Raw genomic sequence first — 11916 nt, forward strand, 5'->3', positions numbered from 1 at the left:
TAATTGATTTGCACCACATTAACATACACTCATAGATGTTGATGACACCGAACTGATATATATAATTACACAAGATTTCTTATGAATCTAGCAGAATGTAAGAGGTTCACTATGAACACAGTAGACTTTACTAAAACATACTATATCGATCGCCGCAGTTCTCATTCCCGCAAATGGGATGGCGAGCATTTAAAATTCAGCCGTACTGACCTATTACCACTATGGGTGGCCGATATGGACTTTATGCCCCCTCAGTGCATTCAAGAGGCCATTTGTAACTATGTGAAAGCCAATCCTCTAGGTTACACCATGACAAATCCGGATTATATAGAGGCAGTCATGAGCTGGTACAAACATCGGCATAACTGTAGTCTTAAGCAAGAATGGCTCACGAGCGCGCCCAATGTCATTACAGGGATTATGTGGTGTATTGGGGCTTTTACCAAAACCAATGATGCCATCGCCGTCCTAAGTCCTGTATATGGCGCCTTTGATACGAGCGCCAGCGATGCCCAACGTCAAATCATCGCGGTTCCTATGAATCGCACTGAAGATAATCACTACACCGTCGATTACGAAGCCTTTGAAACAGCGATTACCAAGCACGATGTGAAACTGTTCATTCACTGCAATCCGCACAATCCTGTCGGCCACGTATGGACGGAACAGGAAATGGTTCGATTATTCAGCATCTGCCAACGGCACCATGTGCTCATCATAAGTGATGAGATCCATCAAGACCTTATCACAGGCCCAACGGCCTTTACATCTGCCTTGACGGTAAATAATGGGGCCTATACGGATAGCATAATTGCAATGTCCTCTCTCTCAAAGTCATTCAATATGGCTAGCTTGCACCACGCAGAGGTTATCATTCCTAACGAACAACTACGAAGCCAATTCAACGCCTATAAGGCCCATGTGTATCATACAGACTCGGACGTTATTGCCGAAGCGGCCATCACCGCAGCCTACACACATCCTGAGGCGGAAGCATGGCTCACAGATGTACTCGCTGTCATTCGGGAAAATTATGAATATCTGTGCCGAGAACTTCGTACGGCATTGCCACACATCCGCATCAGCCCTATGGATGGCACCTATTTGGCTTGGATTGATTTTGGCGCCTATGTAAAGGCGGAAGATATGCATGACCTATTCGAAAATAAATGCCACATCGCACCAAGCTTTGGCGAATGGTTTGGAGGCGAAGATTACGCCACCTTTGTGCGACTTAACTTGGCCACGAGCCTTGAAAATATCAGGACTGCTACCCATACTATTATCAAGTACGTACACCCTTAATGGGTACCTCTTATCAAGAAATACATTAATTCAGGAAATACATTAATCATATTAGAGAATTCATTTCGTACAAATAAAAGAGGCTGCTCTAGCATCATTCAATGTTAGAGCAGCCTCTTTGTATTATACTTTCACCGTATTACACTATTGGTATTACCATGATTCTTATTTAATTCTCCCAAAATGTTCCTTTGCAAATTGCATGTCTTGTACGAGTTCTAATGTACCAATATAGTTATTGTTTTGATCGCGTACAGCCATGTAGTTTACATAGAATGGTCGACCTTGTTTTTCAAGCCATACTGCCACATTATCGCGGTCACCTTTACGGAAGGAGTCGATGATACCACGTACAATCGGTTCTACCTTTGGTGGATGGCAGGAGTACACATCACGGCCGATAGCTGTAGTAGGGCGTTTGAATACCTTTTCACCATCGTTGAAGTAACGGTTGATATCTTCATGGTCAACGAAGGTTACTTCCATTGGCATTGTATTGAGCATAGCATCGAGTTGATCTACAGTTAGCGTACCGCCAATTAAACCGATAGCATTATCATCACCACTTTGTTTTGTAGTTTGTGTAGTTAATGCTGCATCAGCCTCAGTCCAAGCAATGCGTTTCACCCCAAAGATATCTTCATACTGTGCTGTATCTTTGTAGATTTGGTACCATTCTTCTTTACTGAAGTTTTCTGCACAGATTGGGAATAAGATATTTTGTTCTTTATAGATCATCTCTTGAGCACGTGTAAGAAGCTCATCAAAACGTCTATACCAATCATCTACACTTTGACTAGATTTTGCCAAGTCACCCAATTGGTCGCGGATATCGCCATCAACAGTCCACATAACCATGGATGGGCCGCCAATTGCATAATCTACTTTCAATTTTGGATATAATAGGTCGCCTTTTTTAGCATAATGAACAGATACTTGGCGCACTGTATTTACATCATCGATAGTTGCTGTTTTATCTGCTACTTTAGGACGAATGGACTCAACCAACTCATCAAGGGCTTTATTTTCCTCTGTTAATTGGTTGAGCGGATGACCTACAGTTTCTACCAATGTTACTACGCTCTTGCTCTTTTCTTGAGCCTCTAGAACAGCCTCTACTTTAGCATGTTCAGCATCCATTTGTTCATGAATGGTAGAACCATGGAACAATGCAGAGTGAAGGTCGCACAATTGTTGTACCTCCTCTAAAGGTGTACCTTCGCGCATAAGACCTTGTTCGGCTTTCATGATTTCACTCGCCTCAACATGTTTGAATTGGCTCGCAAAATCCTCACGAACAGAACCAAGCTCTTCGCCTGTGCCCAAACGTTTCAAGAAGCCTTTCAATTGCTCTACACGTTCGCTATCTGTAACAGTATCCTCTCCATTAGCTTCTACTTTATTAGTAGCATTAGCTTCTGCATTGTCATTAGCATTAGATGCCTCTGTATGAGTAGCAGCTGCCTCTGTAGGAGCACCCTTAGCAGATGCATCATCACCATGTAGATTTGGCATTTCACCTTCCAAGATAAAGCCAGCTTTCATAAATGCGCTCACGATATCCATCATGGATACGCCTTTCATTTTAGCCCCTTTAGGAATGGTCATGATTTTACCAACAGAATTCAACATCACCTTATTAGTGATTTCACTGAACCCTAAGCTTTTCATAATCTCTGTTACTTCAGGATATTCTTTTACCAAATCATATACAGATTTGGACAAATCTAATTTCTTTTCCATTTTGATCCCCTCGTGTCAAAAATATTGTTTATTACATATGTGAGTAACCCTCTATACGTCTTCGTATACAAGGCAATTTACATTCTGAAAGGTTTATCTAAAATAACCTATGTCTCTATGATAAACGATATCGATTGGAAAATCTGTATCCATGGCTATACTTTTGAAAGATATTCCAAAAATATCGAAATTTCATATAAAAATAACGGATAGCTGAGAATTCAAAGTCACCTAAGCAATCAAAGCGCTTTGAACCAACTATCCGTTATCTATTAAAATATATATCTATTTTTTAGAAAGATGAAAGTTCTGAGAGATTTATTAGTTTTGTTTCAATGCTTTTTCGTAGTTTTCAGAAACCTTATCCCAGTTAATAACGCGGAAGAATTCCTTGATATAGTCTGGGCGACGGTTTTGGTAATGCAAGTAATATGCATGTTCCCAAACATCTAAGCAAAGGATTGCTGTTTTACCTTCTAGTAGAGGGTTATCTTGGTTTGCAGTAGATGTCACTTCTAGTTTGCCATCTTTGTTTACCACAAGCCATGCCCAACCAGAGCCAAAGCGTGTTGCTGCTGCAGCGGAGAAGCTTTCAACAAAATCATCATAACCACCAAGATCAGCGTCGATAGCCTCTTTCAAAGGGCCTTCCAATTTAGAAGTGTCTGGTTTTGTCATGATGTCCCAGAACATAGTGTGGTTCTTATGACCGCCACCGTTGTTGATAACAGCTTGACGGATATCCTCCGGCACATTAGCAATATCGCCGAGAATACAGTCTACACAGCCATAAGCAAGATCAGGGTATTTTGCGATAGCAGCGTTCAAATTATTAACATACGCTTGATGGTGCTTGTCATGATGCAATTTCATTGTTTCTGCGTCGATAACAGGCTCAAGGTAATCATAAGCATATGGTAATGGTGCGAGTTCGAAAGGTTTCATAATAGGCCTCCTTAAATTTAGGGCACGAACGATAGTAAATACTATATCGTTCTAGTGAAAGCGTTTCGATGCACCTGCATCTATATTTCATTTAATTGATATGAATTATCATTATTTATTGTACATTGTATATAGAAAATCGTCAATGTATTTTCCCATAGAAAAAGGCTATAGGATTTCCTATAGCCTTTGAGTTCGTTTACCAATATAAAGCACTCTAATATAGCTAGAACACGATAACTACTCAACAATACATTGGCACATTTTCATTGTTGTTAATGCTGCTTGGTGAGATTCTTCTGTCACACCTGCACAGCAGCTAGAATCTACGTAAACAGGAATTTCTGGTAAGCCAGCTTTCAGTATAATCGCATTAGACACAACGCAAATATCAGTGCATAAACCAACGAGCGTAATAGACTCAATAGGATTTACCGAGTTCATCCCTTCTAAACGAGATAATAATTCAAAGGATCCGAAGTTTGGCTTGTCTATAAAGGATACAGGGCTCATGATAGGACGACCTTCTGCTGCTTCGATTAAGCCGGGCACAATATGCCAACCCTCTGTATTCTTAACGCAATGCGTAACAGGCAAGAACTTACCCTCTTGGCTTTCAAGATAATCAGTATCATGCGTATCGCGCGTAAAGATGATTGGTCCGTCAAAGTTCTCAATTTTGTTGCGCACATTCTCTACGATTAACTGTGCTTGCGCTGAACCAAGGGCGCCATCTACGAAATCTTTTTGCATATCGATAACAACTAGAACCTTTTGCATAGTTCCTCCTGTATATAGTCTACATAGAATACATTAATTATTCATTTCACTACTAGTTATACTCTTAATTCTTAATAACATCAACGACAAAAATTTATGCTTTTTCCTCAGCTAAGGCATGACGCACGCGGTGTGGCTCATTATGAGCTAGTTTTCCTGCTGCCGCAGCTGCCACGGCCCCTACTAAATCATCGAGGAATGTATTACAATGACCACCAGCCTTGCTATCTAACTTTTTAATGATGCCAGGCTTAACCTTATCTAGATAGCCATAGTTCGTAAAGCCTATGGAACCGTATAAATTAACGATGGAAAAGGCTAAGATTTCGTCGATACCATAGAGGCTTTCATCATTAGCCACAATACCTTGCAAGGGCTGAGATAATTTATTTTGTTCCGTCAACTTGTCTAGCTCAATGCCCGTAATAATTGCATTATGTACCTCTCGTTTTGAAAGGACCGACGCCACATGTTCACGGCATTCTTCAATTGTTAGATTAGGCATATATGGTTTTTGAACATATAAAACGAGCTCTGCAATATCCTCTAACGTAACGCCACGCTCCGCCAGGAGATCGTAAGTATATTTCTCTAAATCCTTTGTAGATTCCATAACCGCTCCTTTATTTTTTATGAGGGTGATCACCTGATACGATTACAATACTAACTGGAATTGTCACAACTAATGCTTCATCAGTATCCACATGCTTTGTATGCCAAGCGGCCTCTTTTGCAGCCTCTTCAAAGATAGGATATGCATCGCGGTCTAATTTCCAATTATTAGGCCCCGCTTCAACGGCTACAATATTCCCTTTATCATCTGTTTTAATTTCTAGAGGAACAATCAATGTGCCATCGGCACTCGTCTTGAAAGCCTCGCTAGGAATTACCACATTATAAGAAATTTGTTGCTGTAATTCATATGTACGCTTATCTGTGGGCTTTAAATCTGCCGCTAAAGAGCTAATATTCCCCATCATAGACGCCAATACAGCTAATAATACAACCCTTTTAAACATAGTTTTTCTCCCCCAAGTACTTTCCACTACACGCAGTATACGTTGATTATACCACGAAAAAATCCCTACCGAACGTATCGATAGGGATTTCTTAAATTAGATTTTCTTAACCATTTCAGATTTCAATGCCATCGCACCGAAACCATCGATTTTACAATCGATATCGTGGCCATCGCTTGCATCAGTGATGAGGCGAATATTTTTAACACGCGTACCTTGTTTCAATACGCCAGCGCCTTTTACTTTGAGGTCTTTTACAACAACAACTGTATCGCCATCAGCTAGCTCGTTGCCGTTAGCATCGCGAATGATACCTGCTTCAGCTGCAGCTTGTGCGTCAGCTGCTGTCCATTCATGTCCACACATAGGACAGATAAACATATGACCATCTTCATATGTGTACTCGTCGCCACACTTAGGGCAGTTAGGTAAATTTGCCATTTAGATCTCCTTTTCTCACTACATAATGAAAGTATTATACCATATAAAACTTTATTCCACTAAAATATTATAACCACTCTATAAAATAGTTATATCTCTATTAATCAATGCTTATTGTATCGCATATTAGTTCGCATTATAATAATAATGTAGATAGCTGACGAGGTTGGGCCTCTCTTCTTTTTAGAAGGGGGTGAAACTATGAGTGATTTTGAAATTTTATCAATTGTCATAGATATTCTGACAATTCTCATTTCATTCGGGTCACTTATTGCCCTTATTTGCTTTACAAAAAGCAAATAGCCCTTCGTTACAGCTCGTAGCTAGATAAAACGAAAAGGCCATTTCCTGATTTTTCAGTTATTTGAGATGAGCCTGACGTCTCTACTCGCTCGGCTATCTACTCATATTATAGGTGGAATACTATATATCGTCAAATTATGATTAATAGAAGGCAGGTTATTATAACCTGCCTTTTATTTATACTAATAACATCAACGCTTCAATTCACTAACTATAACATTTATACAAAACACATAAAGCAGCATCCTAATAGTATTATCCATAATGATAACTCCGATATTATCTTATTCTATTCAACATCCTTTACATTATACTTACATTGACAAAGTATAAATATCATTGTATTATTTATGCGGATAAAATACCACATAGTTATGCGCGCCATAACTGTTAATTGATTTAATGCAGCCAATCACCCTCTCCCATACAGTTGATAATACCCGATTAGAAAGGATTTACCATGAATATTTTAATTATTTATGCCCATCCAAATCAACAGAGTTTTAATAGTGCTATTTTAAAAGTAGTGCAAGAAAAGCTTTCAAAAAATCACAAGGTGAACACCATAGATTTGTATGAGGAGAAATTCGATCCTATATTACGTTTCGATAATACGCACAAACGTCGTGATTTAAACACTGTAACAGATATGGAAAAATATCGTAATCTAATTACTTGGGCAGACCATATTATCTTTATCTACCCTATTTGGTGGGGAGGTATGCCAGCTATACTAAAAGGCTTTATCGATCGTGTCTTTACAGCAGACTTTGCATATTCTTACGGCAAAAGAGGTCTAATAGGTAAATTACAAGGAAAATCTGCTTGGATTATCACCACCCACAACAATCCAGCATTTTTAGTACCATTTAATCAAGACTATGGCAAAGTCTTAAAAAATCAAGTTCTTAAAGCCTGTGGTATCAAACCAATTAAACATACGCAATTAGCTAGCACTGAGAATAGTTCAGATGAAAAGCGTAAACACTTCTTAGCTAAAATAGCAAATATCGCCAACACCATTTAAAAATTCGAGTATTCAATTTCTTCAATAAATCAAAAGAGCCATTAACGTGAGTTAGGTAAAAAATGAGCCTAACTACTGGAACACGTTAACTGGCTCTTTTGTACTTATAATATAGCTTAGAAACCTAGCTCTATATTGATATGATTACCATTGCATCCATATTGATACAAGGCTATATACTATCTACAATAAAAAACCTAATCAATCTCATTTTTCTTTATTACAGTTTCATACAACTCTAACTTATCCTCTAGATTATTCTTATAGCCTTCCAATCGTTTAATTTCGGCATCAATAAATCGATAGTGTTCTTGCAACAGTGTCATTCTTTCATGGACCGTATGAGATCCAGCATATCGTAAATCCGCATATCGCTTGATATTCGCAAGCGGCATCCCCATATCTTTCAAGCGTTTAATAAACTGCACAAACCCCACATCCTCCGCATGGTAATTGCGAATACCGTTCTGTCGCTCGATGTGAAGGAACCCTTGCTCCTCGTAATATCGCAATGTGGAAATGGGCAGTCCCACCAATTTTGAAAATTCACCAATTTTCATACTTTCACCACCTTGACCTCAAGTATACTCGAGCATATATCATACGTCTAGACGGAGGTAATAATTATGAAAGAAACACGTTTTAACATCGGTATGAACACATTGAAACAAATTGATGGGCTGCACGGCGAGGAGGTGTATAACACAATTCAAGAACTTTCACCGGCCATAGCCGATTTATTGGTCGAGCTGTTCGGCGACATCTACACACGCCCCAACTTGGATTTCAAGGAACGGGAACTGATTACGCTTGCGTCCCTATTAACGCTGGGCGGTTGCGAGGCTCAGCTGAAAGTACATACTAACGCGGCACTCAACGTCGGTATCGCGCCAGAGCAAATCGTAGAGGTCTGCACACATTGCATCCCCTATGCGGGATTTCCACGCGTACTGAATGCACTGTTTACGGTGAAAGCGGTCTTTGAAGAAAGGAATATCCTGAATTAAAGAGTGAACTGCAATAAAAAGAGAGAGATTCCATCGGAACCCCTCAATGTATATTACATTATATATTGAACATATTTTTTATTCAACAAATACTATTAATACAAATTAAGTAAAAAAAATAAACCTAACGCGACTAAGTACGGCAATACTTAGACACGTTAGGTTTATTAAATTTCTTACCTTTTGATGAGCCTAACGCCTAGAACACGTTAATTGGCTCTTTTGTACTGATAGTATAGTCTGAATTCTAGAGACTATCAATTTACTACCCAAGGCGTTTGCGCAAGATAGCGTAGAGAATCATGCTGACGATAACGCTCATAACGGCTTGAATGGTATTCGTCAAAATACTAGCAATGGCTACGCCTGGATCGAATACGAAGTATTCAGCGATAAAATAGCCAGCTACGATGATAATACCACCTAGGATAGTTGCCGCTAAGGCAGAGGTAGTTGTCTTATTGTTATAGACAGTACCGACAAGATAGCCTTCAATGCCTTTCACCACAAAGGTGATTGGTACAAAGACTGCGTAGCCGAGGAATAAATCAGCTAGCGCCGGGCCGATAGCACCAATATAGGCGCCGTATTTTTGACCTAATAATAGAGCTGATGTCATAATAACGACATCTCCAACATTGAAATAGCCGCGAATGCCAGGTACTGGAATTTTCGTGTACATGGTAAACAGTGTTGCGAGGGCAATCAATACGGCTGTGAGTACTAACGCGGACGTAGTACTGCGGGTTTGAACGTGTTGCATAGCGTCCTCCTTATAAAGAAAAATAGGCATGTGAATAATTACATCACATGCCTTTACTATATACCTTTATGGTAACACCTGCAAATAGAAGGAGTTAACTATAGAAAATACTATTAATCGTACTCCTCAAAACGTTCTTCCACATTGTAGAGAACCTCGCAGTCACAGCCGCCACCTTCGTTAACGATCCAGTCTAGTACACTTTCCACATCTACCTCTTGTTTTTCCAAGAATTCTCTGGTGAAAGTCAGACTATGGTCGCAACCGTCATTTGCCTCTAACTTCTCGTCTACATAGTCAAAGAGATTCCAAAACAACTCTTCCTCCATAGGCAAACTATCTTTAAACGATTGCTTTTGCTTATCTGCATAAGCTTTTAATAATTCCTTTTTACGCGCTTTATCCATTATGATTGTTCCCTTTTATGTCTTATAAGTTATAGCTCATGACTTATATCTCAAGCCCTATTTCTCATATAATTCTGGTCGTTCTAAAACTGTGCCGTATTTTAGTTTTGGCAACTTAACTAACTGAGGATACAGCTGTTTAACCTCTTTACAAGATCTTAATGTAAGATGTTCTAGATTATGGAGTTCTAAAATTGGAGAATAGTCTGTATCCATCACTTTAGCGGTCAAGAAGCTAAAAAATCGCAGCTGTTTCATATGACGTAGGAATCCCAAGGATTGAACCTTAAGAATTTTAGGAGCTGCGAAATCACCTTCTAGAGCAAGACTTTCAAGGTGCTTCAGATGCGCTAATGGCGTATAATCATCAATTTTTTGAAAGTTCTCAATCGACAGAGCCACTAAATTTTCTAATTTTGATATAGGCTCTAAACTCGATACGCTTCTACCGGACCCAATGTGTAAATATTCTAGTTCTTGTAAGTTCTCTAATTTTGAAATATCTGGATAGACGCCCCATTTTATATGTAATTTTTTAAGTCTACGTTGAGCACACACCGCATCAAATAAGTCCTGTGACATTCTTGTACAAAACATAAGCTCTGTAAAAGTATCTGGATTATTTACTAGGAAATCACACCACTCCATCCAAATTCGCTTCTTATCTTTAGCAGAATAATCTTCATCGAGCTGTGTGCAGTTGATTATCAACTTGTCTTCACCATCATATTCAGAGACCTCTACAACAGATTTAGGCCGTGTATCATCCTTATGATAGTAGTCAAATCCATATTTAATTTGCTTTTCTGTTAACACTGCCATATTACAATTCCTCTTCTTCGCCAGTCGCATAATTGGTTAGGCTATAACTAGATCCATAGCCAATAAAATTTTACGACCTTAGCAAATCGATACAAGTACGTTCCCATTAGCGTCTAGCACTTGTTGATAGAAGCGTTTCATTTGCTCAAAATCATGAAGAAGTTCGTCTTTGATTTCTTCCTCTTCCTCATCGTAATCCCAAATATCTGGATATAGCTCTGCCTCTTTGCAGGCTGCCATATCAAAAGATTCGAGGGCTTCTTCCATATCAAACTGCTCTAGAGCCGCCACGATATCTGCTAATTTATCGTGTTCGGTATACGCTAAGTAATCCGATATTTCTTCAACAGCTGTTATGCCAAGTACAGCTTGGCTAAGAGGGTTATTATCATCCTTATGGTCTGTTCCTACGCCAGTTAGCACAAAGTGAAGTACATCCCACATCTTATCGATATCGAGCAATAATTCATCATCGTCATTCCACTCTTCAACGCTTTCAAGAATTTCCTCTTCTTCTGAGCCCATAGCTTTAAGCTCTTTTAAATTCGTATCGCTTAAACAGCTATAATTTGCAATTAGTCCCATAATTAAATCCTTTCATAAATTCTTCTAACCATTAGAAAAATAAATTTTCCGATTCTGTAATGCTTCCATCATCTTCATGGAAATAGCAGGTATATACCGGTTCACGATGCGCCGCATCATAGAATTTCTGTAAAACAGGTGAAAGTTTCATGTCTATTGGCATATGTAAAGCTTTCACAATAGGTTCCCAAAGTTCCATTGGCGAATAAGAGATAATATGAGACTGCTTATTCTGACCATATTCTTCAAGTACTGCCGCATCAGAATACTTACTTGAGTCACAGTAATCATGCCAACAAATACTAAAAATGATTAAATGAAATAAATCGTCCATACTTTCAGCTAAACGACCGGCGGCACCCTCGCTACTCCAATACCCTATGGAGCCGTCCTCCAATAGATGATATTCACCGCCAGCGCCATCTACAGCAAATGCCATACCGGGCACAGAGAACGTGCAGCGACCTTCAGCCGTATCTCGTTCCTCCAGCGTATCTAGCAAGCGAAAATCGAATAGCGTATCAAAATCTTCAGCTAACTTGGCATCATTTTGCAATATATCTAAATAATCCATCTTACACGCTCCTATTAGCAGAAATTATTCCGAGCAATTTAGCCTCTCCTTCATTAGATGTATCTAATAGCGGAATCGCTAACAAAAGTACTTGCTGGGAATAATAATAAAAGCTAAAGAATAAATCATCAGGGAATACGTCATCTTCCTCATATCTAAGAACGTCTTCATCTTCATCATATTCTTCAGACCAGA

The 11916-nt window shown here is 39.2% G+C and carries 15 protein-coding genes and 1 pseudogene; 3 read left to right on the forward strand and 13 right to left on the reverse strand.

All coding sequences use genetic code 11. From position 1 onward, the window contains the following. Positions 1 to 111: 111 nt before the first annotated feature. Positions 112 to 1305 carry a MalY/PatB family protein gene (locus Q7P05_RS07575; RefSeq protein WP_303931434.1) on the forward strand — a complete coding sequence of 398 codons (1194 nt, stop codon included), beginning with the start codon at positions 112 to 114 and terminating at the stop codon, positions 1303 to 1305. 165 nt (positions 1306 to 1470) lie between these two features. Here Q7P05_RS07575 and Q7P05_RS07580 read toward each other — a convergent pair whose 3' ends face one another. From Q7P05_RS07580 to Q7P05_RS07605, 6 genes are all read right to left on the reverse strand, one after another. Next, the gene (locus Q7P05_RS07580; protein WP_303931437.1) at positions 1471 to 3048 is read right to left on the reverse strand and encodes a DUF438 domain-containing protein; all 1578 of its coding nucleotides are present in this window, start codon (positions 3046 to 3048) and stop codon (positions 1471 to 1473) included. 321 nt (positions 3049 to 3369) lie between these two features. Then, positions 3370 to 3993 carry a superoxide dismutase gene (locus Q7P05_RS07585; RefSeq protein ID WP_295782343.1) on the reverse strand — a complete coding sequence of 208 codons (624 nt, stop codon included), beginning with the start codon at positions 3991 to 3993 and terminating at the stop codon, positions 3370 to 3372. A gap of 240 nt (positions 3994 to 4233) precedes the next feature. After that, positions 4234 to 4773, reverse strand: a complete 540-nt coding sequence (locus Q7P05_RS07590) for a cysteine hydrolase family protein (protein ID WP_295868031.1) — start codon at positions 4771 to 4773, stop codon at positions 4234 to 4236. Between the two features lie 94 nt (positions 4774 to 4867). Continuing rightward, positions 4868 to 5386 carry a phosphatidylglycerophosphatase A gene (locus Q7P05_RS07595; protein WP_295782348.1) on the reverse strand — a complete coding sequence of 173 codons (519 nt, stop codon included), beginning with the start codon at positions 5384 to 5386 and terminating at the stop codon, positions 4868 to 4870. A 10-nt stretch (positions 5387 to 5396) separates the two neighbouring features. Further along, complete coding sequence (locus Q7P05_RS07600) at positions 5397 to 5792, reverse strand: hypothetical protein (protein ID WP_005385055.1); 396 nt, start codon at positions 5790 to 5792, stop codon at positions 5397 to 5399. Positions 5793 to 5888: 96 nt separating this feature from the next. Next, on the reverse strand, positions 5889 to 6233 hold the full coding sequence (locus Q7P05_RS07605) for a zinc ribbon domain-containing protein YjdM (RefSeq protein WP_005385054.1): 345 nt from the start codon (positions 6231 to 6233) through the stop codon (positions 5889 to 5891). 763 nt (positions 6234 to 6996) lie between these two features. Between Q7P05_RS07605 and Q7P05_RS07610 the strand changes: the two genes are divergently transcribed. Then, positions 6997 to 7563, forward strand: coding sequence for an NAD(P)H-dependent oxidoreductase (locus Q7P05_RS07610; RefSeq protein WP_295868720.1), 567 nt, complete (start codon positions 6997 to 6999; stop codon positions 7561 to 7563). Between the two features lie 197 nt (positions 7564 to 7760). Here Q7P05_RS07610 and Q7P05_RS07615 read toward each other — a convergent pair whose 3' ends face one another. Continuing rightward, complete coding sequence (locus tag Q7P05_RS07615) at positions 7761 to 8123, reverse strand: MerR family transcriptional regulator (RefSeq protein WP_295868722.1); 363 nt, start codon at positions 8121 to 8123, stop codon at positions 7761 to 7763. A gap of 66 nt (positions 8124 to 8189) precedes the next feature. Between Q7P05_RS07615 and Q7P05_RS07620 the strand changes: the two genes are divergently transcribed. Next, positions 8190 to 8570: a carboxymuconolactone decarboxylase family protein gene (locus Q7P05_RS07620; RefSeq protein ID WP_295868726.1), complete on the forward strand. Its 381-nt coding sequence runs from the start codon at positions 8190 to 8192 to the stop codon at positions 8568 to 8570. A 265-nt stretch (positions 8571 to 8835) separates the two neighbouring features. Here the strand turns inward: Q7P05_RS07620 and Q7P05_RS07625 are convergent, their stop codons facing one another. From Q7P05_RS07625 to Q7P05_RS07650, 6 genes and pseudogenes are all read right to left on the reverse strand, one after another. Next, entirely contained in the window at positions 8836 to 9333 is a 498-nt protein-coding gene (locus tag Q7P05_RS07625) for an ECF transporter S component (protein WP_303931442.1), read from the reverse strand. Positions 9334 to 9446: 113 nt separating this feature from the next. After that, positions 9447 to 9740 carry a DUF2695 domain-containing protein gene (locus Q7P05_RS07630; RefSeq protein WP_303931444.1) on the reverse strand — a complete coding sequence of 98 codons (294 nt, stop codon included), beginning with the start codon at positions 9738 to 9740 and terminating at the stop codon, positions 9447 to 9449. Between the two features lie 57 nt (positions 9741 to 9797). Continuing rightward, complete coding sequence (locus tag Q7P05_RS07635; protein ID WP_303931446.1) at positions 9798 to 10562, reverse strand: leucine-rich repeat domain-containing protein; 765 nt, start codon at positions 10560 to 10562, stop codon at positions 9798 to 9800. A gap of 78 nt (positions 10563 to 10640) precedes the next feature. After that, positions 10641 to 11147 carry a YfbM family protein gene (locus Q7P05_RS07640; protein ID WP_303931447.1) on the reverse strand — a complete coding sequence of 169 codons (507 nt, stop codon included), beginning with the start codon at positions 11145 to 11147 and terminating at the stop codon, positions 10641 to 10643. Between the two features lie 31 nt (positions 11148 to 11178). After that, complete coding sequence (locus Q7P05_RS07645) at positions 11179 to 11721, reverse strand: hypothetical protein (RefSeq protein WP_303931449.1); 543 nt, start codon at positions 11719 to 11721, stop codon at positions 11179 to 11181. A 1-nt stretch (position 11722) separates the two neighbouring features. After that, positions 11723 to 11916: pseudogene (locus Q7P05_RS07650) on the reverse strand (hypothetical protein); the annotation flags it as partial.

The sequence above is a fragment of the Veillonella dispar genome, from assembly GCF_937975875.1.
GTDB classification, from domain to species: domain Bacteria; phylum Bacillota; class Negativicutes; order Veillonellales; family Veillonellaceae; genus Veillonella; species Veillonella dispar_B.

What these genes read in the sequence shown, in the direction of transcription:
- Q7P05_RS07575 (WP_303931434.1), top strand. Translation starts at nt 112, where the DNA reads ATGAACACAGTAGACTTTACTAAAACATACTATATCGATCGCCGCAGT.
- Q7P05_RS07580 (WP_303931437.1), bottom strand. Translation starts at nt 3,048, where the DNA reads ATGGAAAAGAAATTAGATTTGTCCAAATCTGTATATGATTTGGTAAAA.
- Q7P05_RS07585 (WP_295782343.1), bottom strand. Translation starts at nt 3,993, where the DNA reads ATGAAACCTTTCGAACTCGCACCATTACCATATGCTTATGATTACCTT.
- Q7P05_RS07590 (WP_295868031.1), bottom strand. Translation starts at nt 4,773, where the DNA reads ATGCAAAAGGTTCTAGTTGTTATCGATATGCAAAAAGATTTCGTAGAT.
- Q7P05_RS07595 (WP_295782348.1), bottom strand. Translation starts at nt 5,386, where the DNA reads ATGGAATCTACAAAGGATTTAGAGAAATATACTTACGATCTCCTGGCG.
- Q7P05_RS07600 (WP_005385055.1), bottom strand. Translation starts at nt 5,792, where the DNA reads ATGTTTAAAAGGGTTGTATTATTAGCTGTATTGGCGTCTATGATGGGG.
- Q7P05_RS07605 (WP_005385054.1), bottom strand. Translation starts at nt 6,233, where the DNA reads ATGGCAAATTTACCTAACTGCCCTAAGTGTGGCGACGAGTACACATAT.
- Q7P05_RS07610 (WP_295868720.1), top strand. Translation starts at nt 6,997, where the DNA reads ATGAATATTTTAATTATTTATGCCCATCCAAATCAACAGAGTTTTAAT.
- Q7P05_RS07615 (WP_295868722.1), bottom strand. Translation starts at nt 8,123, where the DNA reads ATGAAAATTGGTGAATTTTCAAAATTGGTGGGACTGCCCATTTCCACA.
- Q7P05_RS07620 (WP_295868726.1), top strand. Translation starts at nt 8,190, where the DNA reads ATGAAAGAAACACGTTTTAACATCGGTATGAACACATTGAAACAAATT.
- Q7P05_RS07625 (WP_303931442.1), bottom strand. Translation starts at nt 9,333, where the DNA reads ATGCAACACGTTCAAACCCGCAGTACTACGTCCGCGTTAGTACTCACA.
- Q7P05_RS07630 (WP_303931444.1), bottom strand. Translation starts at nt 9,740, where the DNA reads ATGGATAAAGCGCGTAAAAAGGAATTATTAAAAGCTTATGCAGATAAG.
- Q7P05_RS07635 (WP_303931446.1), bottom strand. Translation starts at nt 10,562, where the DNA reads ATGGCAGTGTTAACAGAAAAGCAAATTAAATATGGATTTGACTACTAT.
- Q7P05_RS07640 (WP_303931447.1), bottom strand. Translation starts at nt 11,147, where the DNA reads ATGGGACTAATTGCAAATTATAGCTGTTTAAGCGATACGAATTTAAAA.
- Q7P05_RS07645 (WP_303931449.1), bottom strand. Translation starts at nt 11,721, where the DNA reads ATGGATTATTTAGATATATTGCAAAATGATGCCAAGTTAGCTGAAGAT.